This window comes from Neogemmobacter tilapiae, assembly GCF_014652215.1.
Lineage (GTDB): Bacteria > Pseudomonadota > Alphaproteobacteria > Rhodobacterales > Rhodobacteraceae > Neogemmobacter > Neogemmobacter tilapiae.
Window position 1 is genome coordinate 19,145 of the sequence record NZ_BMYJ01000005.1, and the last position, 26,465, is coordinate 45,609.

The 26,465-nt window shown below is 62.3% G+C and carries 27 protein-coding genes; 18 read left to right on the plus strand and 9 right to left on the minus strand.

The features are described from left to right. The first annotated feature begins 91 nt into the window (after window positions 1–91). Window positions 92–1,057, plus strand: a complete 966-nt coding sequence (locus IE095_RS08790; RefSeq protein ID WP_189411282.1) for a LysR family transcriptional regulator — start codon at window positions 92–94, stop codon at window positions 1,055–1,057. Here IE095_RS08790 and iolG read toward each other — a convergent pair. Continuing rightward, a complete protein-coding gene (gene iolG / locus IE095_RS08795) occupies window positions 1,054–2,058 on the minus strand; it encodes an inositol 2-dehydrogenase (RefSeq protein WP_189411283.1) in 1,005 nt (334 codons plus the stop codon). The two genes, IE095_RS08790 and iolG, sit on opposite strands and share 4 nt — an antisense overlap. Window positions 2,059–2,170: 112 nt before the next feature. On the opposite strand from iolG, the gene IE095_RS08800 reads away from it, so the two are divergent. The 6 genes from IE095_RS08800 (at window position 2,171) to IE095_RS08825 (ending at window position 9,095) form a co-directional block, all read left to right on the plus strand. Beyond that, window positions 2,171–2,974, plus strand: a complete 804-nt coding sequence (locus IE095_RS08800; RefSeq protein ID WP_189411284.1) for a MurR/RpiR family transcriptional regulator — start codon at window positions 2,171–2,173, stop codon at window positions 2,972–2,974. 64 nt (window positions 2,975–3,038) lie between these two features. After that, entirely contained in the window at window positions 3,039–4,946 is a 1,908-nt protein-coding gene (locus IE095_RS08805) for a bifunctional 5-dehydro-2-deoxygluconokinase/5-dehydro-2-deoxyphosphogluconate aldolase (RefSeq protein ID WP_189411285.1), read from the plus strand. Further along, a complete protein-coding gene (gene iolD / locus IE095_RS08810) occupies window positions 4,943–6,772 on the plus strand; it encodes a 3D-(3,5/4)-trihydroxycyclohexane-1,2-dione acylhydrolase (decyclizing) (protein WP_189411286.1) in 1,830 nt (609 codons plus the stop codon). Before IE095_RS08805 ends, iolD begins: the two co-directional genes overlap by 4 nt. A 7-nt stretch (window positions 6,773–6,779) precedes the next feature. After that, window positions 6,780–7,670: a myo-inosose-2 dehydratase gene (gene iolE / locus IE095_RS08815; RefSeq protein WP_189411287.1), complete on the plus strand. Its 891-nt coding sequence runs from the start codon at window positions 6,780–6,782 to the stop codon at window positions 7,668–7,670. Window positions 7,671–7,737: 67 nt separating this feature from the next. Continuing rightward, window positions 7,738–8,547: a 5-deoxy-glucuronate isomerase gene (iolB, locus tag IE095_RS08820; protein WP_189411288.1), complete on the plus strand. Its 810-nt coding sequence runs from the start codon at window positions 7,738–7,740 to the stop codon at window positions 8,545–8,547. A gap of 44 nt (window positions 8,548–8,591) precedes the next feature. Next, a complete protein-coding gene (locus IE095_RS08825; protein ID WP_189411289.1) occupies window positions 8,592–9,095 on the plus strand; it encodes a GNAT family N-acetyltransferase in 504 nt (167 codons plus the stop codon). 3 nt (window positions 9,096–9,098) lie between these two features. Here the strand turns inward: IE095_RS08825 and IE095_RS08830 are convergent, their stop codons facing one another. Continuing rightward, the gene (locus IE095_RS08830) at window positions 9,099–9,824 is read right to left on the minus strand and encodes a metallophosphoesterase family protein (protein WP_189411290.1); all 726 of its coding nucleotides are present in this window, start codon (window positions 9,822–9,824) and stop codon (window positions 9,099–9,101) included. A gap of 75 nt (window positions 9,825–9,899) precedes the next feature. Between IE095_RS08830 and gnd the strand changes: the two genes are divergently transcribed. Beyond that, complete coding sequence (gene gnd / locus IE095_RS08835) at window positions 9,900–11,300, plus strand: NADP-dependent phosphogluconate dehydrogenase (RefSeq protein ID WP_189411291.1); 1,401 nt, start codon at window positions 9,900–9,902, stop codon at window positions 11,298–11,300. 58 nt (window positions 11,301–11,358) lie between these two features. Here the strand turns inward: gnd and IE095_RS08840 are convergent, their stop codons facing one another. The 3 genes from IE095_RS08840 to IE095_RS08850 all read right to left on the minus strand — a co-directional run bounded on the left by IE095_RS08840 (window position 11,359) and on the right by IE095_RS08850 (window position 14,937). Beyond that, a complete protein-coding gene (locus IE095_RS08840; protein WP_189411292.1) occupies window positions 11,359–11,523 on the minus strand; it encodes a YegP family protein in 165 nt (54 codons plus the stop codon). 565 nt (window positions 11,524–12,088) lie between these two features. Beyond that, window positions 12,089–13,681: a phosphoglycerate dehydrogenase gene (gene serA, locus IE095_RS08845; RefSeq protein ID WP_189411293.1), complete on the minus strand. Its 1,593-nt coding sequence runs from the start codon at window positions 13,679–13,681 to the stop codon at window positions 12,089–12,091. A gap of 98 nt (window positions 13,682–13,779) precedes the next feature. Beyond that, window positions 13,780–14,937 carry a phosphoserine transaminase gene (locus IE095_RS08850; RefSeq protein ID WP_189411294.1) on the minus strand — a complete coding sequence of 386 codons (1,158 nt, stop codon included), beginning with the start codon at window positions 14,935–14,937 and terminating at the stop codon, window positions 13,780–13,782. Between the two features lie 136 nt (window positions 14,938–15,073). Here IE095_RS08850 and serB point away from each other — a divergent pair, with 136 nt between their 5' ends. The 6 genes from serB to IE095_RS08880 all read left to right on the plus strand — a co-directional run bounded on the left by serB (window position 15,074) and on the right by IE095_RS08880 (window position 18,802). Further along, complete coding sequence (gene serB / locus IE095_RS08855; protein ID WP_189411295.1) at window positions 15,074–15,949, plus strand: phosphoserine phosphatase SerB; 876 nt, start codon at window positions 15,074–15,076, stop codon at window positions 15,947–15,949. Further along, on the plus strand, window positions 15,946–16,422 hold the full coding sequence (locus IE095_RS08860; protein WP_189411296.1) for a GNAT family N-acetyltransferase: 477 nt from the start codon (window positions 15,946–15,948) through the stop codon (window positions 16,420–16,422). The genes serB and IE095_RS08860 overlap by 4 nt, the downstream gene beginning before the upstream one ends. A 51-nt stretch (window positions 16,423–16,473) precedes the next feature. Then, window positions 16,474–16,812, plus strand: coding sequence for an ArsR/SmtB family transcription factor (locus IE095_RS08865; RefSeq protein ID WP_189411297.1), 339 nt, complete (start codon window positions 16,474–16,476; stop codon window positions 16,810–16,812). Beyond that, window positions 16,809–17,246 carry an SRPBCC family protein gene (locus IE095_RS08870; RefSeq protein WP_189411298.1) on the plus strand — a complete coding sequence of 146 codons (438 nt, stop codon included), beginning with the start codon at window positions 16,809–16,811 and terminating at the stop codon, window positions 17,244–17,246. The genes IE095_RS08865 and IE095_RS08870 overlap by 4 nt, the downstream gene beginning before the upstream one ends. Continuing rightward, on the plus strand, window positions 17,243–17,887 hold the full coding sequence (locus IE095_RS08875; RefSeq protein ID WP_189411299.1) for a glutathione S-transferase family protein: 645 nt from the start codon (window positions 17,243–17,245) through the stop codon (window positions 17,885–17,887). Before IE095_RS08870 ends, IE095_RS08875 begins: the two co-directional genes overlap by 4 nt. A 150-nt stretch (window positions 17,888–18,037) precedes the next feature. Continuing rightward, complete coding sequence (locus tag IE095_RS08880) at window positions 18,038–18,802, plus strand: TSUP family transporter (protein ID WP_189411300.1); 765 nt, start codon at window positions 18,038–18,040, stop codon at window positions 18,800–18,802. On the opposite strand, the gene zapE is transcribed toward IE095_RS08880, so the two are convergent. Next, window positions 18,790–19,881 carry a cell division protein ZapE gene (gene zapE / locus IE095_RS08885; RefSeq protein WP_189411301.1) on the minus strand — a complete coding sequence of 364 codons (1,092 nt, stop codon included), beginning with the start codon at window positions 19,879–19,881 and terminating at the stop codon, window positions 18,790–18,792. The genes IE095_RS08880 and zapE overlap by 13 nt on opposite strands. A gap of 82 nt (window positions 19,882–19,963) precedes the next feature. On the opposite strand from zapE, the gene IE095_RS08890 reads away from it, so the two are divergent. The 3 genes from IE095_RS08890 (at window position 19,964) to IE095_RS08900 (ending at window position 22,690) form a co-directional block, all read left to right on the plus strand. Then, complete coding sequence (locus IE095_RS08890; RefSeq protein WP_189411302.1) at window positions 19,964–20,881, plus strand: helix-turn-helix domain-containing protein; 918 nt, start codon at window positions 19,964–19,966, stop codon at window positions 20,879–20,881. Between the two features lie 86 nt (window positions 20,882–20,967). Next, window positions 20,968–21,474, plus strand: coding sequence for an MgtC/SapB family protein (locus IE095_RS08895; RefSeq protein ID WP_189411303.1), 507 nt, complete (start codon window positions 20,968–20,970; stop codon window positions 21,472–21,474). 115 nt (window positions 21,475–21,589) lie between these two features. Then, the gene (locus IE095_RS08900; protein WP_308428883.1) at window positions 21,590–22,690 is read left to right on the plus strand and encodes an alkene reductase; all 1,101 of its coding nucleotides are present in this window, start codon (window positions 21,590–21,592) and stop codon (window positions 22,688–22,690) included. A gap of 4 nt (window positions 22,691–22,694) precedes the next feature. Here the strand turns inward: IE095_RS08900 and IE095_RS08905 are convergent, their stop codons facing one another. After that, on the minus strand, window positions 22,695–23,249 hold the full coding sequence (locus IE095_RS08905) for a DNA-3-methyladenine glycosylase (RefSeq protein ID WP_189411305.1): 555 nt from the start codon (window positions 23,247–23,249) through the stop codon (window positions 22,695–22,697). A 106-nt stretch (window positions 23,250–23,355) separates the two neighbouring features. Between IE095_RS08905 and IE095_RS08910 the strand changes: the two genes are divergently transcribed. After that, complete coding sequence (locus IE095_RS08910) at window positions 23,356–24,051, plus strand: DUF421 domain-containing protein (RefSeq protein ID WP_189411306.1); 696 nt, start codon at window positions 23,356–23,358, stop codon at window positions 24,049–24,051. A gap of 238 nt (window positions 24,052–24,289) precedes the next feature. Here IE095_RS08910 and lpxK read toward each other — a convergent pair whose 3' ends face one another. After that, window positions 24,290–25,279, minus strand: coding sequence for a tetraacyldisaccharide 4'-kinase (gene lpxK, locus IE095_RS08915; RefSeq protein ID WP_189411307.1), 990 nt, complete (start codon window positions 25,277–25,279; stop codon window positions 24,290–24,292). Continuing rightward, window positions 25,276–26,454: a 3-deoxy-D-manno-octulosonic acid transferase gene (locus IE095_RS08920; protein WP_189411308.1), complete on the minus strand. Its 1,179-nt coding sequence runs from the start codon at window positions 26,452–26,454 to the stop codon at window positions 25,276–25,278. Before IE095_RS08920 ends, lpxK begins: the two co-directional genes overlap by 4 nt. Window positions 26,455–26,465 lie beyond the last annotated feature (11 nt).

Here is a 26,465-nt window from a genome sequence, read left to right on the forward strand (position 1 = left end):
TCATGGCGGGTGGAAGTCGTGCCGCGACGGTTGCAATGCTTTTACATATCCGTCAAATTATATATTGTGATGAAAATATGGCCAGGACGATATGACAACGATTTCGGACAACCTCCAGCAGCGCGGTCTCAAGCTTAGTCACCTGCGCATGTTGGCTGCCCTTGCGGAAACCGGCCAGATCGGGGCTGCGGCCGATCGCATCGGCATTGCCCAGCCCGCCGCCAGCCGCCTTTTGGCCGAGGTAGAGCGGATCATCAACGGCCCCGTGCATGAACGCACCGGCCGCGGTATTCGTTTGACCCCCGTTGGCGAAGCTTTGGCCCGCCGCGCCCAGCGCGTCCAGATGGAACTGCGTGACGCTGCACGGGAATTGGCCGAGGTGGCGGGCGGGGCCAGCGGCCATGTCCGCATCGGGGCTGTGACCGGCCCGGCGCTGGAACGCGTGCTGCCCATGCTGCGCGCCGCCCGCATGTCGCATCCCGGCGTCACGGTCGAAGTGACCGTTTCCCCCTCAGACCTGCTCTGCGAACAACTGCTGGCGGGCCGTCTGGATTTCGCCATCGCGCGTCTGCCCGACAACCCCGACCGCGCGCTTATGGATTTCCGCGCCATTGCTGGGGAACCCGTGCAATTGATGACGCGCCGGGGGCATCCCCTGCAATTCAAACCCGATCTCGCGGCCCAGGATCTTTTGGCCTTTGACTGGGTCATGCCCGGCCCCGATTCGATTCTGGGCCGCACCGTGCTGGCCCGTCTGCGCGCCCTAGGCCTGCCGCAGCCGCCCCAGCGCCTGTCCACATCGTCCTTCCTGCTGACGCTGGCGCTGCTTCAACAATCGAATGCCATCGCCCCCCTGGCCAGCGCCGTCGCCGACACTTTCGCCAAAGGCACCGATGCGCCCTATCAGATGCTAAAACTGGATCTGGGGATCGAGGTCGAACCCTATGGCCTGATCACCGGCCGTGGCATGTCGCTGACGCCTGCCGCGCAAAGGATGGCCGACATGATCCTGCCGCCCATCCCAACCGAGCCCTTGCTGCTGACGCAGAAGGTTTAGCCCAGCAGTTCCGACATCTTCACCGCGCGGCCTTCGGCCACCGATCTCACCGCCGCATCGGCCAAGGCCAGCGCGATCATCCCATCGCGCCCATCGGGCTTGGGGGCCGCGCCTTCGGTCACGACCTTGATGAAATGCGCAATCTCGGCCGCATAGGCCTCGGTATAGCGGGTCATAAAGAAATCATGCAGCGGCGGGCGGGTATAGCCCTGGGCATTCGCCACTTCGATGCTGACCGGCCGCTGGTTTTCGGCCGCCACCATGCCCGTTGCCCCATGCACCTCGATCCGCTGATCATAACCATAGGTTGCCCGGCGCGAGTTGGAAATGACCGCCTGCTTGCCGCTGGCCGTCTTCAGGATCAGGCTCACGCTGTCAAAATCGCCCGCTTTGCCAATCTCGGGATCCACCAGAACCGCTGCTGTGGCGAACACCGTTTCGATCTCTTCGCCCAGCAGGAAACGCGCCATGTCGAAATCATGGATCGTCATGTCGCGGAAAATCCCGCCCGATTGCTGGATGTAAGACACCGGCGGCGCCCCCGGATCGCGTGAGGTGATGGTCACCATCTCCACCGCGCCAATCTGCCCCGCATCAATCGCCGCGCGCACCGCCCGGAAATGCGGGTCAAAGCGGCGGTTGAAACCCACCATCAGCTTGGCCTTGGTCTGCTCCACCACCGCCAGACAGGCCTTGACCCGGTCCAGCGACAGATCGACCGGCTTTTCACAGAAGATCGCCTTGCCCGCTTTCGCGAAACGCTCGATCAAGTCGGCATGGGTCGTCGTCGGCGTGCAGATCACCACGGCGTCAATGTCGCTGGCCGCCTCGATTTCTTCAATCGTCCGCACCGCGCAGCCATATTGATCTGCAATCGCCTGCGCCGCCGGGGCCATCGCATCGGCCACCGCCACAAGTTTCGCGTTCGCATCGCCCGTGATCGCCTTGGCATGGACCTTGCCAATCCGCCCCGCACCCAATAGCCCGAATCTGACCGTCATCTTTGCCTCCTCTGGGGCGCATTTGGCTGTTTACAGAAGGCCCTGCGCCGAAATAGAACATATATTCCATTTACAGGTCGTTCATGGAACACCGCTTGTCAAGAGAGGCCCGATGTCCGCACCCGCCACCATTGACGAATTTCAAGCAAGACTGGTTCAGGTTTCCGAAAGCCTGCCGAAACGCCTTTTGCAATGCGCTGACTATATTGCCCAGAACACCGACCGTATCGCCGTCTCTACCGTGGCCGAACTGGCGACGGGGGCAGGGGTGCAACCCTCGGCCTTCATGCGATTCTGTCAGTTGATGGGATTTCAGGGCTTTTCCGACATGCAGCGCATGTTCCGCGAAAACTATGGCCCGCGCTGGCCCGACTATTCCACAAGGCTGGAAAACCTGCGGGCGGGCGGGGCCGACAGCCCCACCGCCCTGCTCGCCGAATTTGTCGAGGCGGGCCGTGCCTCGCTGGGCAATCTCGCGGCCACCGTGGATGAACAAGCGCTTGAGGCCGCCGTCGATGTTCTGGCCGGAGCCCAGATGATCCATCTGATCGGCCTGCGCCGCGCCTTTCCCATCGCCTGCTATCTGACCTATGCCTTCGAAAAGATGGGCATCCCCGCCATGCTGCATGATGGGGTCGGCAATTTGAACCACCGCCATGCGCTGCGCCCCGGCGATGCTGTGCTGGCCATCACCTTTGCGCCCTATACCCAAGACACCATCGACATGGCCCGCCATGCCGCCCATGCGGGCCATCCCGTCGTCGCCATCACCGATGCGCTGAACAGCCCCTTGCATCGAATCGGGGCCACGACTTTGGTGGTCAGCGAGCTGGACGTGGGCGCTTTCCGCACGCTTTCGGCGGCCCTGACCCTTGCCCTGACGCTTTCCGTGGCGGTGGGGGCGAAACGGCGGTGATGGAATTTCCCTGTTGCGTTTTCCACAAAGTGGAATAAATATTCCATAAGCGCGGGAGGACGACATGCTGGATGTGATCACCATCGGACGGTCATCGGTGGACCTTTACGGCCAACAGGTCGGTGGCAGGCTTGAGGATATGGCCTCGTTCCAGAAATACATCGGCGGCTCACCCACCAATATGGCGGCGGGCACGGCGCGGCTGGGGCTGAAATCGGCGCTGATCACCCGCGTTGGCAACGAACATATGGGCCGTTTCATCCGCGAGGAATTGGCGCGTGAAGGCGTCGATGTGCGCGGCGTCGTCACCGATATGGAACGGCTGACGGCGCTGGTGCTGCTGGGCATCCGCGATCAGGAACAGTTTCCCCTGATCTTCTATCGCGAAAACTGCGCCGATATGGCCCTGTGCGAAGAGGATATCGACCCCGCCTTCATCGCCGAATCGCGCTCGGTGGTGGCCACCGGCACCCATCTTTCCCATCCCCGGACCGAGGCAGCCGTGCTGAAAGCCCTGCGTCTGGCCCGCGAAGGTGGCAAGCGGACGGCGCTGGACATTGATTATAGACCGAACCTCTGGGGTCTGGCCGGGCATGGTGACGGCGAAAGCCGCTTTATCGAAAGCGCCAAGGTCACGGCGAAATTGCAGGCCAGCCTGCATCTGTTCGATCTGATCGTGGGGACGGAAGAGGAATTCCACATCGCGGGCGGCACCACCGACACGCTGGAGGCTTTGCGCCGCGTGCGCGCCGTCTCGGGCGCAACGCTGGTCTGCAAGCGCGGCGCTGCCGGGGCGGTGGCCTTTACCGGGGGCATCACCGATTGGGATCAGGGCATCCGCGGCCAAGGCTTCCCCATCGAAGTGTTCAACGTTCTGGGCGCGGGCGATGGTTTCATGTCGGGCCTGCTGAAAGGCTGGCTGACCGATCAGGACTGGGCCACATCGCTCAAATATGCCAACGCCTGCGGCGCCTTCGCCGTCAGCCGCCACGGCTGCACACCTGCCTATCCCAGCTGGACCGAACTTGAATTCTTCCTCAAACGCGGTGTCGTGAACCCCGCCCTGCGGCATGATCAGGCCTTGGAGCAAATCCACTGGTCCACCAACCGCAACCGCGATTGGCCCGAACTGCGGGTCTTTGCCTTTGACCACCGCATGCAGTTGGAGGACATCGCCGATCAGGCCGGTGTTTCCCGCAACAAGATTGGCGAATTCAAGCTTCTCTGCCTGAGTGCCGTCGAACAGGTCGCCCGAGGCCGCCCCGGCTATGGCCTTTTGTGCGACAGCCGCGTCGGCCGCGACGCGCTGTTCAAAGCCGCTGGCCAAGGCCTTTGGATCGGCCATCCCGTCGAATGGCCCGGCTCCCGCCCCCTGACCTTGGAGCCCGAACTCGGCCCCGACTTCGGCGGTCTGGCCGAATGGCCCCTCGAACATGTCGTCAAGGTTCTCTGCTTCTGCCACCCCGACGACACGCCCGAAATGCAGGCCGATCAAGAGGCGACGATCACCCGCCTCTACCACGCCGCCCGCCGCAACCGGCTGGAATTCCTGCTGGAAATCATCCCATCGAAGGTGGCCACCGTCACCGACGACACCTCCGCCAACCTGATCCAGCGCTTCTATGACATCGGCATCTTCCCCGACTGGTGGAAACTCGAACCCTTCCGCACCCATGCCGCCTGGGAAAAGGCCTGCGCTGCGATCAAGGTCAACGACCCCTATTGCCGGGGCATCGTCGTGCTGGGCCTTGATGCCCCCGCCGAGCAACTGGCCGAAAGCCTGAACCTCGCCGCCAGCCATGACCTTGTGAAGGGTTTCGCCGTCGGCCGCACCATCTTTGCCGATCCCGCCCGCCAATGGATGGCCGGACAGATCGACGATCAGGCCGCCGTCGCCGAAATGGCCCGCCGTTACACCGAACTCTGCGCCGTCTGGGACAGCGCCCGCGCTTTGAAAGGACAAGCGGCATGAACACGATCCGACTGACCGCCGCCCAAGCCATGGTCCGCTATCTGTCGGTCCAGATGGCCGAAGACGGCAAACCCTTTCTGGCGGGCTGCTGGGGCATTTTCGGCCATGGCAACGTGGCTGGTCTGGGCGAGGCGCTGCACGGCATCAAGGACACTTTCCCCACCTATCGCGGCCACAATGAACAAACCATGGCCCATGCCGCCATTGCCTATGCCAAGCAACTGGGCCGCGCCCATGCGATGATGGTCACCTCCTCCATCGGTCCCGGTGCCCTGAACATGGTCACGGCAGCGGGCGTCGCCCATGTCAACCGCATCCCCGTGCTGTTCGTCCCCGGCGATGTCTTCGCCAACCGGGGGCCGGACCCCGTGCTGCAACAGGTCGAAGATTTCGGCGATGGCACGATCAGCGCCAATGACGCCTTCAAACCCGTCAGCCGCTATTTCGACCGCATCACGCGCCCCGAACAACTGCTGACCGCGCTTCCCCGCGCCCTGCGCACGATGACCGACCCCGCCGATTGCGGCCCGGTGACGCTGGCCTTCTGCCAGGATGTTCAGGCCGAGGCCTTCGATTGGCCCGAGGCCTTCTTTGCCCCCAAAGTCTGGCGTCTGCGCCGCGTTCAACCTGATCCGGTCGAACTGGAAACCGTCGCGGCCCTGATCGCCGGGGCAAAGGCCCCCGTGATCGTCGCAGGCGGTGGCATCCACTATGCCTTTGCCACAGATGCCCTGCGCGACTTTGCCGAAAAGCACGGCATTCCCGTGGTGGAAACCCAAGCAGGCAAATCCGCCCTGCCTTGGGATCATCCGATGAACCTTGGCCCGGTTGGTGTGACCGGCGCGGCCAGCGCCAACACCGTCTGCGCCCGGGCCGATCTCGTCATTGGCGTCGGCACCCGTTTTCAGGATTTCACCACGGGATCATGGGCCTTGTTCGCCAACCCCGAACGCCGCCTGATCAGCCTGAACGTCGCCGCCTATGACGCGATGAAGCACGGCGCTGAACCGCTTTGCGCCGATGCCTTGGTCGGCCTTGGCGCAATCTCTGCCAAACTGGGCGCAAAGAAATTCGCCGCACCCGAGGCCAGCCTCAAAGCCGATTGGTTCGCCGCTGTCGATCCCCTCACCGACGCCCCTGCAACGGGCAACGCCTTGCCCACCGACATGCAGGTGATCGGGGCCGTCCAGCGCGGGTCCGGCCCGGACGCCGTGGTCATGTGCGCCGCAGGCACCATGCCCGGCGAGCTCCACAAACTGTGGAAATCGCAGCGCCCCATGTCTTACCACATGGAATACGGCTTTTCCTGTATGGGCTATGAAATCGCCGGGGCGATGGGCATCAAGATGGCCCAGCCTGACCGCGACGTCATCTGCATGTTGGGCGACGGCAGCTATATGATGGCCAATTCCGAACTCGCCACCGCCTGCATGATGGGCGTCAAGATCACCGTCGTTATCACCGACAACCGCGGCTATGGCTGCATCAACCGCCTGCAAATGGCGACCGGCGGGGCCGAGTTCAACAACCTGCTGAAAGACGCATGGGCTGTGAACGCCTCCAACATCGACTTCCGCGCCCATGCGGCGGCGATGGGGGCGACGGCGGTCAAGGTTTCGACGATTGCGGAACTCGAATCCGCCTTGGCACAGGGCAAAACCGTCCAAGGCCCCTTTGTCGTGGTGATCGACACCGACCCCTATCCATCCACCCCCCATGGCAGCACATGGTGGGATGTCGCGGTCCCAGAAGTGTCGGACCGTGAACAGGTGCGCGCGGCGCGCGAGAAATACGAAGCGGCGCTGCTGCGCCAGCGGGCGAATTGAGGACAACATGATCTATTTCGGAACCAACCCCATCGCGTGGTCCAACGACGACGACCAGACCCTTGGCGCGCATACCAGCCTAGAACAATGCCTGACCGAGGCCGGCCAGATCGGCTTTGACGGCATCGAAAAGGGCCACAAGATGCCCACCGATCCGGCGGCGTTGAAGGCGGCTTTGGCCCCCCACGGTCTCAAATTCGTGTCGGGCTGGCATTCGCTGAACCTGCTGGCCCATTCGGTAGAGGATGAAAAAAAGGCCATCCAGCCGCATCTGGACCTGCTGAAAGCCATGGGCTGCACGGTCTGTATCGTCTGCGAAACCTCCAACGCCATCCACGGCGCGGATGACACGCCGCTTTCGGCCAGCCCGGTTTTGCCCGCCGACCAATGGGCCAAATTTGGCGCGGATGTTGAAGCGATTGCCGAATATGTCGCCGCCCAAGGGCTGACGCTGGTCTACCATCACCACATGGGAACCATCGTCGAAACCCCGGAAGAAATCGACCTGTTCATGGCCCATACCGGGCCAGCCACGAAACTGCTGTTCGACACGGGCCATTGCTATTTCGGCGGTGGGAACCCGGCGGAAGTGGCGGCGAAACACATGGGCCGCGTGCGGCACCTGCACGCGAAAAACGTGCGTCCTGCCGTGCGGGAAAAGCTGGTGGCCGAAGGCTGGAGCTTTCTTGAAGGCGTGCGCCAAGGCGTCTTTACCGTGCCGGGCGACAGCGAAGGCGGCGTGGATTTTGCCCCGGTGCTGAAAACTGCGGCGGATCACGGCTATCAGGGCTGGATCGTGATCGAAGCGGAACAGGATCCGGTGGTGCGCGATCCAGTGAAGTATCAGACGATGGGGTTGAAGGCGTTGAAGGACTTGGCCAAGGCGGCGGGTCTTTGATCAAAGCCGGGGGGCAGCCGCCCCCCGGACCCCCCGAGGTATTTATGGCAAGATGAAAGGGCAAGCGATGGCGGACCTGCTGCGGAAACCGTTGGGAGAGACCGGCAAGGTCCATGACATCACCCCCGAAAGCGCGGGCTGGGGCTATGTCGGCTTTGGGCTTTATCGGCTGCAACCGGGTGAGCGCGTCGCCGAAGCGACGGGGTCACGCGAGGTCATTCTTGTGATGGTTGAGGGTAAGGCCCAGATCACCGGCGCGGGGCAGGACTGGGGCGTTCTGGGCGACCGGATGGATGTGTTTGAAGGCACCGCGCCGCATTGTCTGTATTTGCCGGAAGGATCGGATTGGGAAGCGGTGGCCACCACCGCATGCACCCTCGCCGTCTGTTCCGCTCCCGGCATGGGGCAGGGGCATAAAGCGGCACGGGTGGGGCCGGATGGGGTGCCGGGCCTCACGCGCGGCAAGGGCACCAACACGCGGACGATCAACGCCATCGCGATGGAAGAACGCGATGTGGCGGGGTCTTTGCTGGTGACGGAAGTGTTCACCCCCGCAGGCCATTGGTCCAGCTATCCGCCGCACCGCCATGACGAGGATGACTTCCCCCGCATGACCTATCTGGAGGAAACCTATTACCACCGCCTGAACCCCGCCCAAGGCTTTGGGGTGCAAAGGGTCTGGACGGAAGACGGTTCGCTGGACGAAACCATGGCCGTGTCGAACCACGACGTCGTGCTGGTTCCGAAAGGCCACCACCCCTGCGGCGCACCCTATGGCTATCAGATGTATTATCTGAACGTCATGGCCGGCCCCCGCCGCAACTGGCGCTTCCAGAACCACCCGGACCACGACTGGATCGCCAAGCGGGATGCCTGATCGCCCCACTTGTCGGGCGTTCCCGTAACAGGCATCCTTGCGTTATGGGCGAGCCAAAGACCAATCGGGTTGAATGCCACCTGCGACAAGGGGTCGCGGACGATGCTTTTGGTATACTGGAAGTTCACCGCGGTTCGATCCTGCGGTTGGGGTCCCTGGCTTATAGCGAAGCCGAGTGCCTAAGCTGGGCGTTCGGCCTGCACGCGAAACAGTATGTGCAAGCGATGAAGGCCTTGGGTGAAACCTATTGGGTCGCCGAAATGAATGGGTTCATCTGTGGCTTTTGTTCCTATCTGGGGAATGAAGTCAAAGGGCTGTATGTCCATGCCGATGTCGCCCGGATGGGGATTGGCACCCGATTGCTTGAAAAAGCCGAGACCGAAATCTTTGCTTTGGGCCACGATAAGATTGACCTGACAGCAGCGCTTTCGGCCAAGGGTTTTTACCGCAAGCACGGTTATAGCTCAGTGCAGGAAAAATCGTGGGAATCGCGCGGTGGCCTTGAAATGACCGTACTGCAAATGAGAAAACCCCGAACGATCGGCTGAAAATTAGGGCAAAATCGGCTGACGCCCCGCAGGCGTCAGCAGCCAAGCCTCCCGCCCCTCAATCACCACCGCCGACAAAGGCCCGCCATAAGCGGCACCCGAATCAATGTTCAGCCGATTGCCGTAATGCGTCGCCTGTTCCACCACCGTATGCCCATGCACGATCAGCGGCCCATGGTCCCGCTTGTCTGACAAAAACGGCTCCCTGATCCACAACAGCGCATCCTCCACCTGCTCCGCCAAGGCCACATCCGGATCGATCCCCGCATGCACAAACAGCGCCTCATCCCGCGCAAAACGGCTCGGCAGTTCTGCCAACCAAGCCACATGCGCCGGGGGCACGGCCTCTTGCACCTCAGCCCAGACCGGCCCCAAAGGCCGATCCGCCGCGTTCAGCACCCCATAGGACGCCAAAGTCGCCCCCCCGCCGATTTTCGGATGCAGATAAGACAAATCCGCCCGCAGCCCCGGATCCACATGCCCCGCATCGCCCACAAAGCCCACGAACATCCGGTCATGGTTCCCCTTCAGAACCACCCAAGGCGCGCCCCCCGCCTGCCCTGCCATCAGCCAGTCGATCACCCCCCGGCTGTCCGGCCCCCGGTCCACCAGATCACCCACATGCACGATCACATCCTCAGGCCCCGCCCCATCCGCCGCAATCAACCCATGCGCCGCCTGCAACTTTCCCAACTGCCCATGAATGTCGCCAATCGCATAGGTTCGCATCATCCGCCCCTTCGCGGGGAGTTTCCCCCCGCTTTGTAACATGCTAGCGATAACGGGCTTACGGAGGGACAGCAGATGACTCAAGCAGAAATCGGTCTGATCGGGCTAGGAACGATGGGGGCCGCGCTCGCGCTCAACATCGCGGAAAAGGGCCACCGGATTGCGGTTTGGAACCGCACCGGCAGCGTGACGACGGAATTTCATGCCACGGCGGGGGCTTTGGCCGCCAATGTTGTGCCGACGCAAACGCTGGCCGAACTGGTGCAGGCGATCCGCGAACCCCGCGCCATCATCCTGATGGTCCCGGCAGGCCAAGCCGTCGATGACCAGATTGCCGCCCTGCGCCCGCTGATGGGCAAGGATGACCTGATCATCGACGCCGGCAACGCGAACTTCCACGACACCCAACGCCGTTCCGCCGAGGCCGAGGCCGCAGGCGTGCCCTTCGTCGGCATGGGCGTTTCGGGCGGTGAGGAAGGCGCCCGCCATGGCCCGGCCATCATGGGCGGCGGGCCGAAAGCGGCCTGGGACCGCGTCGCCCCGGTGATGGAGGCGATTTCCGCGAAATACCAAGGCATCCCCTGCGCCACTTGGATGGGTCCGGCGGGCGCTGGCCATTTCGTGAAAACCGTCCACAACGGCATCGAATATGCCGATATGCAAATGATCGCCGAGGTTTACGGCATCATGCGCGACGGTCTGGGCCTGGACGCCCAAGCGATTGCGGGTGTCTTTGAAAGCTGGAACCAAGGCCCGCTGCGGTCTTATCTGGTCGAAATCTCGGGCAAAGTCGCCCGCGCCGTGGACCCGGATTCCGGGGCCGCCATGCTCGACGTCATCCTCGACAGCGCGGGCCAGAAAGGCACAGGCCGCTGGACCGCGATTGAGGCGCAGCATCTGGGCACCCCCGTCCCGGTGATCGAGGCCGCCGTTGGGGCGCGCAACGTGTCGTCGCGTCTGGCCGAACGCAAGGCCGGTGAGGCCCGCTTTGGCGCTGGCCCGCAAAAGGTGGATGGCCTGACCCAGACCGATCTGGAACAGGCGCTGATGGCGGGCAAGATCCTCTGCTATGCACAGGGCTTCACCATGCTGGCGGCGGCGTCCGAAACCTTTGGCTGGGGCGTCCCCCTGCCCGAGGCTGCAAAGGTCTGGCGCGAAGGCTGCATCATTCGGTCGGACATGCTGGGCGACATGGCCGAGGCGCTGACCCAGGACGACAAGCGCAACCTGATCTTCGCCCCGGCCTTTGCCGCCCATCTGGAAAAAACCCACAACGCCCTGCGCCGCGTCGTGGCCGCAGCCGCCTTGGGCGGCCACGCCGCCCCGGCCCTGTCGGCCGGTCTGGCCTGGTTCGACGCCATGCGCACCGCGCGCGGCACGGCCAACATGATCCAAGCCCAACGCGACTTCTTTGGCGCGCATGGGTTTGAGCGGGTTGATGGCGGGGCTGGCAAGCACGGGCCTTGGGCGATGTGAGATAGATTGTTTGGCTGGAGCGAAGCATCGCTCCAGCCAGCACACTGTATTGCGAAGCTCACCTCACAGGCGCAGTAGCCGAGGCCTTGACCAAATTGATCGCGCTCTGAGCATCGGCCTTGTTCACATAGCCTTCGCCTGAGTTTGCGATTTTTCGGTTATTGGCAGCGTAAAGCGTCCAGCGCCAATAACCTGACACATCAGTATAGAGATTATAGTACATTATGTGCTCCCTTCGAGCGCAGAAGATTGCCCGCTTTGTAGCGGTTTGGATTTATCCACCTCTTCCGGCTTGACGAGCGTGGAGCCTCCGTGAGACTCTCAACTCGTGTTGTAGGACACTCTGCCAAAACAGGTAGATCGGCACCCACAAGTTAGCGCTTGTGGGTGCCATTATTATGCCGCCTTGGTCTGTGATGAGTCGAGTCTGAATATCTGACATCGCCGAACATTTTGTGGTTGGCACAAAACTAGGCACTAAAGGCAGTGCAAATTTCAGAAAAATAAGGCAATTCGACTTGCCACCTCCATCGCGGCTTGAAGTGAAAATGCGCAATATTGGGGACTACTATGTGGATAAATCCACTGAAAACTCCCGATGATCACAGGGACGCAATGCTTAAAATCAGCCAACTTTGGGGTGCGCCAATCGGCACCTCAGAAGGTGATTCGCTCGATGCGCTTGTGGACATGGTTGTCGATTACGAAGAGCGCTGCTTTCCTACAAATGACATCGAGAAATAAAAAAGGGCGGCCCGCAGGCCGCCCCTTCCCCATTCCCGCCGCCCTTACACCTCGAAGGACAGCGCCTTGACCTGTTGGAACAGCCCGGTCGATTCCAGCGTATCGACCACTTTCGGGTCAATCGCCTGATCCAGATACAGGATCGCAATCGCATCCTGCCCCACGCCCGAGCGGCCCAAGGTAAAGTTGGCGATGTTCACGTTGTTCTTGCCCATCGTCATGCCCAACAAGCCGATGATGCCCGGCACGTCCTCGTTCGTCGTGTAAAGCATGTGTTCGCCAATCTCGGCGTCGATGTTGATGCCTTTGATCTGGATGAAACGCGGTTTCCCGTCGCTGAAACAGGTGCCCGCGACCGAACGCTCGCGCTTGTCCGTGACCATCGTCACCTTGATATAGGCATCAAACACGCCCGACTTGTCTTGGCGCGTGGTCGAAACCTGAATGCCACGTTCCTTGGCCACGATGGGGGCCGACACCAGATTCACGTCTGGGTTCTGCTGTTTCATCACGCCCGCAATCACGGCACAGTTCAGCGCTTGCAGGTTCATGTCGGCCACAACGCCATCGTACAGGATGTTGATCGCCTTGATCGGCTCGTCCGTCATCTGGCCGATAAAGGCCCCCAGATGCCCCGCCAGCTTGATCCACGGCCCCATCACGGCCGCCTCTTCCGCCGTCACCGAAGGCATGTTCAGCGCATTCGACACAGCGCCGGTCAGCAGATAGTCCGACATCTGCTCGGCCACTTGCAGCGCCACGTTTTCCTGCGCTTCGGTGGTGGAAGCGCCCAGATGCGGGGTGCAGACGACGTTCGGATGGCCGAACAGCGGGTTTTCGTTGGCCGGTTCCACCTCGAACACGTCCAAGGCCGCCGCTGCAACCTGACCGCTGTTCAGCGCGTCCAACAGCGCCGCTTCGTCGATCAACCCGCCACGGGCGCAGTTGATGATCCGCACGCCGCGCTTGGTTTTCGCCAGCGATTCCGCCGACAGGATGTTGCGCGTCTTGTCGGTCAAGGGCACATGCAGGGTGATGAAATCGGCGCGGGCCAAAAGTTCATCGAGTTCAACCTTGGTCACACCCAGATGTTTGGCACGTTCTTCCGACAGGAAGGGGTCATAAGCCACGACTTTCATCTTCAAGCCCACAGCCCGGTCACAGACGATGCCACCGATGTTGCCCGCCCCGATGACGCCCAAGGTCTTGTTGAACAGTTCAACGCCCATAAAGCGCGACTTTTCCCATTTCCCGGCTTGGGTGGAGGCATTCGCCTCGGGGATCTGCCGCGCCACAGAAAACATCATCGCAATGGCATGTTCGGCCGTGGTGATCGAATTGCCGAACGGCGTGTTCATCACGATGACGCCCTTTTTCGAGGCGTTCGGAATGTCGACGTTATCAACCCCAATCCCCGCACGCCCCACGACCTTCAGCTTGGTCGCATTTTCCAGCAGCTTTTCGGTGACTTTGGTCGCCGAACGGATCGCCAGACCATCATACTGCCCGATGATGCGGGCCAGTTCTTCCTTATCCTTGCCCAGCTTGGGCATGTAATCCACCTCGACCCCACGGTCGCGGAAGATTTGCACGGCGGTTTCGGACAGTTCGTCAGAGACAAGAACGCGGGGGGCCATGATGGGCTCCTATGATTTTGGTTTTGGGGAAGATGGGCCGATGGCCCATCCTACGCATATTCGGGGGGTAGGATGGGCCATCGGCCCATCTTCGGGGATCACGCCGCCTTGGCGATTTCCGCAATTTCCGCGTAGAACGCATGCGCAATCCACGGCATCAACGCCTGCACATCGCTGGTTTCCACCGTCGATCCGCACCAGATCCGCAGACCTGCCGGCGCATCGCGGTAAGCCCCCACATCCAGCGCCACGCCCGCCTTTTCCAGCCGCTTGGCCACCGCTTTCGCAAACGCCTCACCATCCGCGATCCGCGCATCGTTGAACTTCACGCAAACGCTCGTCGTGCTGGCCGTCGCCGGATCGACCGCCAAATTCACCAGCCACGCATTCGCAGCGCAGAAATCCCAGACCACCTGCGCATTCGCCTGCGCCCGGCCCACCAGCCCCGCCAGACCACCCACCGATTTCGCCCATTTCAGCGCCACCAGATAATCTTCTACCGCCAGCATCGACGGCGTGTTGATCGTCTCGCCCACGAAAATGCCTTCGATCAGCTTGCCCTTGCTCGTCAGCCGGAAAATCTTGGGCAGGGGCCAGGCCGGAACATAGCTTTCCAACCGCTCCACGGCGCGCGGCGACAGGATCAGCATCCCATGCGCCCCTTCGCCTCCCAGCACTTTCTGCCAGCTAAACGTCACCACATCCAGCTTCGCCCAGTCCAGCTCCATCGCAAAAGCCGCCGAGGTCGCGTCGCAAATCGTCAAACCCTGACGATCCGCCGGAATAACCTCCGCATTCGGAAGCCGCACACCGCTCGTCGTGCCGTTCCAGGTGAACACCACGTCATTGTCAAAGTTGACCTTGGCGAAATCCACAATCTCGCCATAGGGGGCCACATGCACATTCGCCTTCAGCTTCAACTGCTTGACGACATCCGTCACCCAGCCTTCGCCAAAGCTTTCCCAAGCCACCATATCCACGCCCCGCGCCCCCAGCAGGGACCACAGCGCCATTTCCACAGCCCCAGTGTCCGAGGCGGGCACGATGCCAATGCGGTAATCCGCTGGCACGTTCAGAATTTCACGGGTCAAGTCGATCGCCTCTTTCAGCTTGGCCTTGCCCACCGCCGCGCGGTGCGAACGCCCCAAGGGCGCATCAGCCAGCATATCAAGAGAGAAACCAGGAACCTTGGCACAGGGGCCAGAGGAGAAACGCGGATTGGCCGGGCGCGTGGCCGGTGTCGACAAGTCAGACATGGTATCCTTCCAGATAAATGCCCTTCGGTGGGGAAGGGTGTCCCACCGCCGCCAATACAGGCCGCCCCAGACTGGCGCAAGATGGAATTTGTGCGTAAACGGCACATGACCCCTGATTTGCGACATGAAGGCCCCGATGTTCATCGCCACCCTGATCACCAATCCCGCCAAACCCGCCCTTGACCGCGTCACGGTGGAATCCCTCCGCGATGCCTGGGGTGGGGGCGATGCCATCTGGCTGGATACCGGGATTGCCGCCGAATTTGCGCTCGCGGACGTGCCCGCAAACCGCTGGGATGTCTGGGCCAGCCTGCAAGGCATCGGCGTCGATCTGGTGGTGCAAAATGCCCAAGGCCGTCGCAAGAAACTGCTGCTGGCCGATATGGACAGCACCATGATCCAGCAGGAATGTATCGACGAACTGGCCGATGCCGCCGGTGTTGGGCCCCATGTTGCAGGCATCACCGCACGGGCCATGAACGGCGAGCTGGATTTTGAAGAGGCTTTGCGCGAACGCGTCGGCCTTTTGGCCGGTCTGCCCGAAAGCGTGATCGCCGAGGTGATCCGCGACCGCATCACCCTCATGCCCGGTGGCCCCGCCCTGCTGGCCACGATGAAGGCAAACGGGGCCTATGCCGCCCTTGTTTCCGGCGGATTCACCGCCTTTACCGGGGTGATTGCCGACCGTCTGGGCTTTGATGAAAACCGCGCCAACACGCTGCTGGCCGAGGGGGGCACACTGACGGGCAAGGTCGGAATGCCCATTCTGGGCAAGGCCGCCAAGCTGACGGCGTTGCAGGAAATCAGCGCCCGGCTGGGCATCACGCCCGACGACGCCATGGCCGTCGGCGACGGCGCGAACGATCTGGCGATGCTGAAACACGCCGGGGCAGGCGTCGCTTTGCACGCCAAGCCTGTGGTCGCGGCCGAATGCGATATGCGGATCAATCATGGCGACTTAACCGCTTTGCTATATATTCAAGGCTATGGTCGCGGGGATTTTGTGGAATGATCGTACGCCAAGCCCAACCCGACGACGCCCCTGCCATGTGCGACCTGCTGAACCGCATCATCACCATCGGCGGCACCACCGCCCATCAGAACCCCTTCACCCCCGAACAGGTGCTGCACCACTATATCCAAGACGCCCTGACCGCCTTTGTCGCGGTCGAAGACGGTCGTATTCTGGGCTTTCAGGCCACCGACACCAACCCTGACCTGCCCCAAGGCTGGGGTGACATCGGCACCTTTGTCGATCCCACCCTGCAACGTGGCGGCGTCGGGGCCGCGCTTTTTGACGCCACAAGCACCGCGGCGAAAGCCAAGGGCCTGACCACGCTGAACGCCACCATCCGCGCCGACAATGCACCGGGCCTTGGTTTCTACAGCCGCCGGGGCTTTGTCGATTACGCGCAGAACCCCGACTGGGCGCTGAAAGACGGGTGCATCGTGGGGCGCGTGTCCAAGCGGTTCGATCTGGTCTGAAAGAAACCTGCCCGCTTGACAGCGGCAAAGTTTGCCCGAATACTTCACCATATGGCAAACTATCAAAACAACCCCATTGACCGCACCTTTGCCGCCCTTGCCGACCCCACTCGGCGCTATGTGCTGCAACGGCTGATGGATGAACCTGATCTTTCGGTCAGCGATCTGGCAAGACCCCTATCCCTTAAACTGCCGGGCCTGATGAAACATCTGGATGTGCTGTCTGATGCCGGTCTGATCCGCCGCACGAAAACCGGGCGGACTGTGCAGGTCCGTCTTGCCGCCGAACCGATGCAGCAGGCGATGGAATGGCTGAACCAATATCAACGCTTCTGGTCGGCCAGCCTTGATCAACTGACCGCCTTTGTCGAAGCGCAGGAAGAACCATGAACACACGGCCCAGCCTGACAATCATTCGCCAGATCAAGGCCCCACCCGCAAGGGTCTTTGCCGCCCTGACCCAACCCGACCTGATGATCAAATGGTGGAGCCCGGATACCGGGCCAACCGTCAGCGTGATGGCCGATGTTCGGCCCGGCGGGCGTTTCAGCATCGTCTTTCGCATGGCAAACGGGCAGGAACACAATCCGCAAGGCGTTTATCAGGAAATCCTTCCCGATCAGAAACTGGTCTTCACATGGGAATGGCCCGGAAGCGCGGAAAAGGAATCGCTCGTCACCTTCCGGCTGGCCGCGAAAGACGGTGGCACGGAACTGATCCTGACGCATGAACAACTACCCGACGCCGAGGCTCAGATCAGCCACGAACGCGGCTGGAACGGCCTTTTGAACCGCTTGGACATCTTTATGGGGAAATCGCTTTGACCGACCTGATCCTGACCACCTTTGATTGGGTGCCCGACCTACCGCGCGGCTATGTGCGTGACCTGCGCGTGCGTTGGGCTTTGGAAGAGGCTGGGCTGCCTTACCGCGTGGAAAGAGTGGCCTTTGGCGACCGCAGGGCCGAACATTTCGCCCATCAACCCTTTGGCCAAGTGCCTTGGTTGACCGATGGCCCGCTGTCGATCTTTGAAAGCGGCGCGATCCTTTTGCATCTGGCACAACAAAGCCCGGCGCTGATGCCGCACGATGTGGCGGGGCGCAGTCTTGTCACCGAATGGGTCTTTGCGGCACTGAACTCGGTCGAGGCGGCCAGCCTGCCCTGGTCGATTCTGGTCTTTTCCGGCATTTGCGCGGATCAACCGGGCCGCGCGCCGCTGGACGCTTTTCTCAAGGCGCGGCTGACACATCTGGAAACTGTGTTGCAAGCGCGCGAATGGCTGGCCGGGGCGTTTTCGGTGGCAGATATTCTGATGGTCGATGTGCTGCGTCTGGTGGATCGTTTGAAAGGCTTGGGTGATTATCCGGAATGCCGCGCCTATGTCGCGCGGGGCACGGCCCGCCCGGCCTTTGTCAAAGCACATGCCGATCAGATGGCGCATTTCGCAGCGGCGGATGGGCGTTAAAGCGGCGGGCGGTGGTTTCAGCTTTTGTTTTCGACGACAACCAAATTTGTTTTTGTCTATTATTTTCAATTATTTGCCAAGCATTTCACGCGTGAAATCCCAAAATGCACCCACTTTCCCAGCCACCAAATCTCCTCTAAACCCGGGCCCATGTTCGAACTCGCCACCCACCTCGCCCTTCTCCTCATCCTTGCCGCTTTCATTGCCGGTTTCGTCGACGCCATCGCGGGGGGTGGGGGTCTGATTTCCGTGCCGGCCCTGCTGCTGGCCGGGGCCTCTCCCTTGGAAACCTTGGCGACCAACAAACTCCAGGGCAGTTTCGGGGCGGGCACCGCGATGATCACCTACGCCCGCGCCGGGCATGTGAACCTGCGGGAACAGGGTTTTGTGGCCGCCACCGCCCTGCTGGCCGGGGCCTGCGGGGCCTTCTTTGCCTATCTGATCCCTGCCGAAATCCTGCGGATGGTGATGCCCGTCATTCTGATCGCCATCGCCCTGTTCTTCGCCTTCAAACCCGGCCTGACCGATGCCGACCGGCATCAAAGGCTGTCCAAACCCGTCTTCACCTTCACCGCCGTCCCCCTGATCGCCGCCTATGACGGGTTGTTCGGGCCGGGAACGGGGTCGTTCTTCATGCTGGCCTTCGTTCTGCTGGCAGGCATGGGCCTTTTGAAAGCCACCGCCCATACCAAGGTCGCCAATCTGGCCTCGAATATCGGCTCGCTGCTGGTTTTCATCCCCTCGGGCCATGTCTGGTGGATGACCGGCGGCTGCATGGCCCTGGCCCAGATTGCAGGGGCGGCCATCGGGGCAAGGCTCGCCATGCGGATCGGGGCGGGGCTGATCAAGCCGCTGCTCGTCCTCACCTCCACCGGCATGGCCCTGCGACTGATCTGGCAGGCCTATTCCGGCTGAAGCCCCCAATCCGCCCCCTGCATTTCCCGCAAGCGGCTGGCCGTCCGCTCAAACTCGAACGAACCCTCCCCTTCAGCATAAAGCCGTTCAGGAATATCGGCGGCGGAACAGATCAGCCGCACCTTGCCCTCATAAAGCGCATCAATCAGCGTCACGAAACGCTTCGCCTCGTTATAATTGCTGGACGAAAGCCGAGGGATATCCTCCAGCACCAACACCCGTAGGGCCCCCGCGATCGCCAGATAATCCGCCGGGCCCAAGGCCCGCGCGCAAAGATCCCAGAATGTCGCCCTTCCCACCCCATTGGCAAAGGCCGGCACCACCACCTTGCGGCCTGTCACCACCAGTTCCAAGGGAGCGGGCTTTTGCCCGCCCGTCAGATCCTCGAAAACCCCATCCAACGCCGCCTGCGTCCCCGGCCCTGCGGGCGCGAAATAGACCTGCGCACCTTGCAGCCTATGCTGGCGATAGTCATTCGGGCTTTCCAGATGATGCACCTGCATCCTGTCGCGCAAATAATCGATGAAGGGCACAAACAAGGCCCGGTTCAACCCATTCTTATACAAATCCTCGGGCGGGCGGTTCGAGGTGGCAACGATCACCACCCCCTGATCCATCAGCATCTGGAACAACCGCCCCACGATCATCGCATCGGTGATGTCGGTGATCTGCATTTCGTCAAAGGCCAGCAATTGCAGCCCCCGCCCCAGATCGGCGGCGACCGGGGCAAGCGCGTCATCCACCCCCTTTTGCCGGGCGGCATGCATCCCGCGATGCACCTCTTGCATGAAGGCGTGGAAATGCACCCGCCGCTTGCCCGCAATCGCCACCTGATCGGTGAACAGGTCCATCAGCATCGACTTGCCCCGACCCACCCCGCCCCAAAGATAAAGCCCCTTCGGTGGCGTTATCGGTTTTGCAAACAGACCCGACAAAAGCCCCGCCTTGCGCGGCGGATTGTCTTGCAGCCATTGCCGCAGGTTTTCCAGCACCGGCAGCAAGGCCCTCTGGGCCGGATCAGGCTTGATGACCCCTTCGGCCACCCGTGAATCGTAGATCTGAATCAAACTGTCCTGCATTTCGCCTGATTAGCCCGCCCTTGCCACGGGCAAAACCCCCTTCGCCCTTTTCCATCGCCCCGGCTTTCGCCAATATAGCGGCATGGCCCGACCCGCCCCAAAACACGAACGCCGCTTCTATGCCGCCAACCGCGCCTTCGGTCGCTTTGGCATTCGCCAGTTCTACCCCGAACTTATGCCAGCCCCCCATTGGCACGGCCATATTGAGGCCAATTTCACCAGCGGCTTTGTCATGGATTATCAAGTCGATGGCCGCCCCATCACTTTGCCCGCTGATCGCTTGATTCTGTTCTGGGCCGGTGTGCCCCATCAACTCACCCGCATCACCCCCCTGCCAGAGGCCACCCCCCGCCTCAGCAACATTTACTTACCGCTCGACGCCTTTCTGATGATGCCCCAGATCGTGCCCCTCCAACTGGCCCTCTTGGGCGGTGCCGTCATCGTTCTGCCCCCCGAATTGTGTGGCCTTGACCATGTCCAGCGTTGGTATGCCGACTATCGCAGCAATGATTTTGAACGAACCGAAATTGCCAAGGCCGAAATGAATGCTCTGTTCCGCCGTGCTGCCCTTCACGGTTTCAACTACCTTCTCCCCCCTTGGCGCGATTCGGCCGAAGATCGCGCCCTCTCCTCGGTTCACATCCGACACAGCGTCGCAATGGTCCGTCACGCACTGGAAAACCTTGATCGACCTCTTCGCAACGCCGACATCACCGCGGTCACCGGCCTGCACGAAAACTACGCCCTCTCGATCTTTGCCAAAACCATGCGCCTTCCCCTCAAGCAGTTTGTCATCCGCATGCGGCTCATGCGCGCCCGCGCCTTGCTTGTGGAAAGCCGCATGGCGATTGCCACTGTCGCCGAAAGATCCGGCTTCACCTCGATCAGCCAGTTCTACCATCAGTTCCGGCAAGCCTATGGCCTGACCCCGGATGCCCTTCGCCGCGACTATCTGGCGATGGCCGAGGCCGAGGATGATACGCTTTTTGCCTCGGGCTAGCGCCTTTCTGCGCCCGCCCGCCCTCATGCGGGGAACCCCATTGCCCTTTCACCGTTTCCCGCTGCAACCTTGTTCAGGGGAACCCCATGCTTGCCGATGTCTCTGCCGCCCTTCTTGCCGATTTCCGCGATCCTTTTCAGGCGGTTCGTGCCGAAACGGCCCTTGTCCGCCTTTTGGCCGCCGCAGCCTTGGGCGCGGTTATCGGCATTGAACGCGAGTATCGCGCCAGCGCCGCCGGATTGCGCACCCATATCCTTGTTGCCATGGCGGCCTGCCTTTTCACCCTCATCTCGGCGGAAATCATCGCCTCTGAAATGTCTGGTGGCATCCAGCAAACCACGGACCCCCTCCGCCTGATTGAGGCCGTCACCGCCGGCGTCGCCTTTCTTGCCGCCGGTTCCATCATGACCTCTGGCGCAAAGGTGCACGGTTTGACCACGGGCGCCGGTATGTGGATGGCCGGGGCCATTGGTCTTGCCTGCGGCAGTGGCCGCCTGCCCTTGGCAATCATGGCCACAGTGCTGGCGGTCATGGTGCTTTGGCTTCTCCGCCATGTTTCGGCCCGCATCCGCCCCGACCAACCCTCCGATTGACCCAAAGCCGCCCTTGGTCAGCCTATCGACATTGCCCTGCGAAAAATCGTACCTATCTTGCCCACCACAGCGCCGGTCAAGCCATGACCGCCTTGGCCATCCCAAAGGAAATCCCGTGACCGACAACAGCCTGAACACCGATCTTTTCGCCCCTCTAGATCTTGGCGAATTGCAGCTTGCCAATCGCATCGTCATGGCACCACTGACCCGCAGCCGCGCCACAGACGAAGGCGTTGTCGGACCCTTGCAGGCCACCTACTACGCCCAACGCGCCACCGCCGGCCTGATCATCGCCGAGGCGACAAACATTTCTCCCCAGGCCCGCGGTTATGGCGCCACCCCCGGCATCTGGTCCGAAGAACAGGTTGCGGGCTGGAAATTGGTCACCGATGCTGTCCACGCGGCTGGGGGCAAGATCATCTGCCAGCTTTGGCATGTGGGTCGCTATAGCCACAATGATCTGCAACCCGGTGGTCAGCCCCCCGTTGCCCCCTCGGCCATCCGCGCCGAAGGGCAGACGAACACCAACACGGGAAATAAGGATGTTTCCATGCCCCGCGCCCTGGAAACCGCCGAAATTCCCGCTTTGATCGCAGACTATGTTCGCGCGGCCCGGAATGCCCGCGCCGCTGGCTTTGATGGGGTCGAGGTGCATTCGGCCAATTGCTACCTGCTGGAACAGTTTCTGCGCGATTCCACCAACCAGCGCACGGATGCCTATGGTGGCTCCATCGAAAACCGGACCCGTCTTGTCCTCGAAATCGTTCAGGCCGTGCTGGGTGTCTGGGAACCCGGTCGGGTCGGTATCCGCCTTTCACCGGTCACCACTGGCGTCGGCAATACCCCCCTCGACAGCGATGTTATGGCGACCTACGGCCATCTGATCCGTGCTTTGAACGCCTTTGGTCTGGCCTATATGCACATGGTCGAAGGCGTCACAGGTGGCACCCGTGACATTCCCCCCGGCATTGATCTAGAGCCGCTGCGCGAATTGTTCGATGGTCCTTACATCGCCAACAACGGCTATGATCTGGAATTGGCCCAGACACGCCGTGCTGCGGGTAAACTGGATCTCGTGGCCTTTGGTCGCCCCTTTATCGGCAACCCCGATCTGGTAAACCGCCTGCGCCACGACCTGCCACTCATCAACGCCCCACGCGACGCCTATTATGGCGGTGGCGCCAAGGGCCTGACCGATTGGCCAGACGCCGCCTAAGTCATCAGCCCTGCTGGCGGGGAAAGGGGCGACTTAACCCCTTTGCCCCCGCCAGCCCAAAACGCCAAGGCCGTTCCTGCGCCTGCGAAATCCCGATCCGAGGCCCTCTCCACAGCGCGGGCCCGGTGTCCGCAAAGGGGATCAGTTGCAGCTCTCGCCCATCAAAGGCTTTTCCATCATCGTCCGGTTCAATGCCCAAAGCCTGCGCCAGCCGCCCCGGCCCCGCGCAAAGCGGACCTTGGCCGCGCCGCGCCTGCATCTGTTCCAGACCCGCATCCGGTGCCAAGGCGCGGATCAGCACCGCTTCACCCCGCCGACCCACCACATTCAGGCACAGATGGATCCCATAAGACCGATAGACATAGGCATGACCTGCCGGACCAAACATCGTTGCGTTGCGTGGTGTTAACCCCCTGAAGCTGTGCGAAGCGGGATCGTCTAGGGCATAGGCCTCGGTCTCGATGATCAGGCCACCGGCTCCCCGAACCAACAATCGCGCCCCGATGAGGGCGCGCGCCAGCGTCACAACATCCAGATCCGGGTCGAAAGGCGGAAACATGGCTTTCCCTGTGGCCGTATCATGCAAGTAAACACTGGCCTACCAGCCATGCAACCTTTTGCCTTTTGGCGCGTTGCTGCGGGCACCGCTTGGCAAAGAGGGTTCCGTGCAAGACATCACCGCCTTTGATTGGCCCCGGCTGCTCTGGGGCACGGCCCCGCCACTTTTCCTGCTGGAAATCGCCTTTCGGGTTCTGGTTATCTGGCTTTGGACCGCGGCCCTGCTGCGTTGGATCGGTGGGCGCAGCATTGCCCAGTTGTCCATCGTCGAGTTTCTGCTGGTCATTGCGCTGGGCTCGGCTGTTGGCGACGCGCTTTTCTACCCCGAGGTGCCGCTGCTGCATGCGATGGTGGTCATTCTGCTCATCGTGCTGCTGGACAAGGCGGTTGATCTGGCCCTTCGCCGCTGGCCCAAGGCCAAGGCGGTGATTGACGGTCTACCCGTCGAGGTGCTGCGCGACGGACGCATCCTCTGCGATGGGCTGCGCGCCCGGCGGCTCAGCACGCTGGAATTGATGGAGCTTTTGCGTTTGAAGGGCATCGACAATCTGGGCAGCTTGCGACGCGCCTATCTGGAACCTTCGGGTGATATTTCGATCTTTCGTGCCGATCCTCCGCGACCTGGGCTTTGCATCATGCCACCCGTGGAACGCGATCCAGCCAAATCCGGCTCTGGCCCCGTAGCACGGCGCGATGAACCGTCTTGCTGTCGCAACTGTGGCCAATTGGGAATGGCAGATCAGGATCAATGCGGGGAATGCGGCGGGCAAGGCTGGGTCAAGGCGGTCCTTCCACAGGCGTGAGAAACGGCTTCCTAACCTTGCAGCCCATGACCAATAGAATGGTGCCATGTCGGCGCCAAGGCGCAAAGTTTGACCGGTCCGATCAGCCTTCAGACAATCGTCCTGCTATCCCGTTTGAGGCATAAGCTCCGGGCGGATTTGCAAAACCCCGCAGCATGACCTGTTTCCGGTTATTGGCTTTACCTACTGGTCGACCTGCCGCTGCCGCATCCCGCCCGCCAAAGCTTAAAGCCGAACCTCAGGTCGAACCCGGATCTGCCGCGCGCAGTAAATCCTCCAAGGCCACGGTCATGGCCGAATCGTCAGCCAATTCCAACCGCACCGGCAATGTCAGCACCCGCCCTTGCAGGGCCGTTGGCAGCCGTGTTGCGTCCTTTTCCGTTGTCACCAGTTCGGCCCCCAAGGCTTTGGCTTCCGCCATCAATCGCCGCATCAGCCGCTCATCCAAAGGCTGATGGTCTTCCAGCGCCACCGTCTGCGCCACATCGGCCCCCAGATTCCGCAAGGTCGCAAAGAATTTCTCGGGACGTCCGATGCCCGCAAAGGCCAACACCCGCTGGCCTTGCCAATCCATCCCCGTTTGCAGCGGCCGCAGCGCCCCCTCGATCCGCATGGGCCCGCTATAGCCCGCCGCAAACCGCTGTCTCGCCCCCTCAGGCCCAATCACCAGCACCAGATCGGCGCGCCGCAGCCCACGCCGCACGCTTTCCCGCAGCGGCCCTGCTGGCAAACACCGTCCGTTCCCCCAGCCCATTTCCGCATCCACCACCACGATGGACAGATCCTTCATCACCGCCGGATTCTGGAACCCATCGTCCAGCAGCACCACCCGGGCCCCCGCCTTTTCCGCCGCCATCACCCCTGCCGCCCGGTCCTTTGCCACCCAAACCGGACAGAACGCCGCCAGCAGCAAAGGTTCATCCCCCACATCCTCGGCCTGATGCCTCTTCGGGTCCACAAGCACCGGTCCTTCCAGCCGCCCGCCATAGCCCCGGCTGACCACATGCACCCCTTCCAGCCGCCCCGCCAGCCAGATCGCCGTTGGCGTCTTTCCCGTTCCCCCCACGTTCAGGTTCCCCACGCAGATCACCGGCACCCCTGCCCGATAACCCACCCGCCCCACCCGCCGCGCCGTTGCCCAGCCGTAAAGCCACCCCAAAGGGGCCAACAGCCGCGCCTGCCATCCCGGCGCTTCCGGCGGGTTCTGCCAGAAACCCGGCGCTCTCATTGATCTTCCCCCAGCATCCCCCGGATCATCTGCACGGCCCGTTCCGTCGTTTCCGCCCCGTCGCTCGCCACAGCCCAGGCCGATTGTGCCAGACGCGCCGTCCGGTCCGGCGACAACAGATCCCCCAAAGCCTCCGCCAGATCGGCCCCGCTCGCCACCGAACGCGCCGCCAAGGCCGCCCCCAGCCGCCCGAAAGCCGCCCCATAACCCCCCGGCCGCGGCCCATGAATGATCGCCGACCCCAAGGCCGCCGCTTCCATCGGGTTGCGCAGGCAACCCTGCGCCGAAAGACTGCCGCCCAGCCAGCTGATCGGTGCCAGCCGATACCACAGCCCATATTCCCCCGGATCGCCCACCAGATAGACTTCCGTCTCGCTGTCCGGCTCTTCCCCCGACATACGGCAGGCCACATCCAGCCCCGCCTCCGCCAGCCGCCCCTTCAACGCCCCCGCCCGCTCCAGATCCGCCGGCGCCAGGATCAGCAGCAACCGATGCGCCAGCCGTTGCGCCGCCCGATGCGCCTCGATCACCGCCCCCTCTTCCGCCTCTGGCACCGCCGCCGCAAACCACATCGGCCGCGTTCCAATCGCCTCGGCCAGCGCTTGCCGGTCCGCCTCCACCGCGGGAATCGCCGCACTCGCCTCTTCCATCCGGCCCGCGACCTGAACCCCCTCCAGCCCCGCCTTCCGCAACGCCCGCGCCGCCGTTTCATCCAGCGCAAAGGCCTGGCTCACATGCCCCAGACTTTGCCGCAGCAGCCCCGGCCACCAGCCCCCCCGCGCCAGCTGCGGCACCCGCCCATTCACCATGGCCACCGGAACCCCACGTGCCCCCAACTCCGCCAGCAAGGTCGCCCGCACCTCCCCCCCCGACAGGATCAGCGTATCCGGTCGCCAATGATCGAGAAACGCCTTGATCGGCGCTGGCGCATCCTCCGGTGCCACATCATGCAGCAGCCCCCCCGCTTCCCCCCCCGTCATCAGCACATTGTGCCCATCGTCCCGCACCAAACGCCGCCCCAGTTCTGCCAGCGTTCCCGCCGTCTCCCCATCCGACGAATGCAACCAGATCAGCCTGCCCGGTGGCCGGACAGGCTGTTCCGCCCCAGGGGGCAGCATCGGCGCAGGTCTTGCCCCGAACAGATTGTAAAGGCTCAGGCCCAACGAACGGGGCATCACATTCCTCA

What these genes read in the sequence shown, in the direction of transcription:
- IE095_RS08790 (WP_189411282.1), top strand. Translation starts at nt 92, where the DNA reads ATGACAACGATTTCGGACAACCTCCAGCAGCGCGGTCTCAAGCTTAGT.
- iolG (WP_189411283.1), bottom strand. Translation starts at nt 2,058, where the DNA reads ATGACGGTCAGATTCGGGCTATTGGGTGCGGGGCGGATTGGCAAGGTC.
- IE095_RS08800 (WP_189411284.1), top strand. Translation starts at nt 2,171, where the DNA reads ATGTCCGCACCCGCCACCATTGACGAATTTCAAGCAAGACTGGTTCAG.
- IE095_RS08805 (WP_189411285.1), top strand. Translation starts at nt 3,039, where the DNA reads ATGCTGGATGTGATCACCATCGGACGGTCATCGGTGGACCTTTACGGC.
- iolD (WP_189411286.1), top strand. Translation starts at nt 4,943, where the DNA reads ATGAACACGATCCGACTGACCGCCGCCCAAGCCATGGTCCGCTATCTG.
- iolE (WP_189411287.1), top strand. Translation starts at nt 6,780, where the DNA reads ATGATCTATTTCGGAACCAACCCCATCGCGTGGTCCAACGACGACGAC.
- iolB (WP_189411288.1), top strand. Translation starts at nt 7,738, where the DNA reads ATGGCGGACCTGCTGCGGAAACCGTTGGGAGAGACCGGCAAGGTCCAT.
- IE095_RS08825 (WP_189411289.1), top strand. Translation starts at nt 8,592, where the DNA reads ATGGGCGAGCCAAAGACCAATCGGGTTGAATGCCACCTGCGACAAGGG.
- IE095_RS08830 (WP_189411290.1), bottom strand. Translation starts at nt 9,824, where the DNA reads ATGCGAACCTATGCGATTGGCGACATTCATGGGCAGTTGGGAAAGTTG.
- gnd (WP_189411291.1), top strand. Translation starts at nt 9,900, where the DNA reads ATGACTCAAGCAGAAATCGGTCTGATCGGGCTAGGAACGATGGGGGCC.
- IE095_RS08840 (WP_189411292.1), bottom strand. Translation starts at nt 11,523, where the DNA reads ATGTACTATAATCTCTATACTGATGTGTCAGGTTATTGGCGCTGGACG.
- serA (WP_189411293.1), bottom strand. Translation starts at nt 13,681, where the DNA reads ATGGCCCCCCGCGTTCTTGTCTCTGACGAACTGTCCGAAACCGCCGTG.
- IE095_RS08850 (WP_189411294.1), bottom strand. Translation starts at nt 14,937, where the DNA reads ATGTCTGACTTGTCGACACCGGCCACGCGCCCGGCCAATCCGCGTTTC.
- serB (WP_189411295.1), top strand. Translation starts at nt 15,074, where the DNA reads ATGTTCATCGCCACCCTGATCACCAATCCCGCCAAACCCGCCCTTGAC.
- IE095_RS08860 (WP_189411296.1), top strand. Translation starts at nt 15,946, where the DNA reads ATGATCGTACGCCAAGCCCAACCCGACGACGCCCCTGCCATGTGCGAC.
- IE095_RS08865 (WP_189411297.1), top strand. Translation starts at nt 16,474, where the DNA reads ATGGCAAACTATCAAAACAACCCCATTGACCGCACCTTTGCCGCCCTT.
- IE095_RS08870 (WP_189411298.1), top strand. Translation starts at nt 16,809, where the DNA reads ATGAACACACGGCCCAGCCTGACAATCATTCGCCAGATCAAGGCCCCA.
- IE095_RS08880 (WP_189411300.1), top strand. Translation starts at nt 18,038, where the DNA reads ATGTTCGAACTCGCCACCCACCTCGCCCTTCTCCTCATCCTTGCCGCT.
- zapE (WP_189411301.1), bottom strand. Translation starts at nt 19,881, where the DNA reads ATGCAGGACAGTTTGATTCAGATCTACGATTCACGGGTGGCCGAAGGG.
- IE095_RS08890 (WP_189411302.1), top strand. Translation starts at nt 19,964, where the DNA reads ATGGCCCGACCCGCCCCAAAACACGAACGCCGCTTCTATGCCGCCAAC.
- IE095_RS08895 (WP_189411303.1), top strand. Translation starts at nt 20,968, where the DNA reads ATGCTTGCCGATGTCTCTGCCGCCCTTCTTGCCGATTTCCGCGATCCT.
- IE095_RS08905 (WP_189411305.1), bottom strand. Translation starts at nt 23,249, where the DNA reads ATGTTTCCGCCTTTCGACCCGGATCTGGATGTTGTGACGCTGGCGCGC.
- lpxK (WP_189411307.1), bottom strand. Translation starts at nt 25,279, where the DNA reads ATGAGAGCGCCGGGTTTCTGGCAGAACCCGCCGGAAGCGCCGGGATGG.
- IE095_RS08920 (WP_189411308.1), bottom strand. Translation starts at nt 26,454, where the DNA reads ATGCCCCGTTCGTTGGGCCTGAGCCTTTACAATCTGTTCGGGGCAAGA.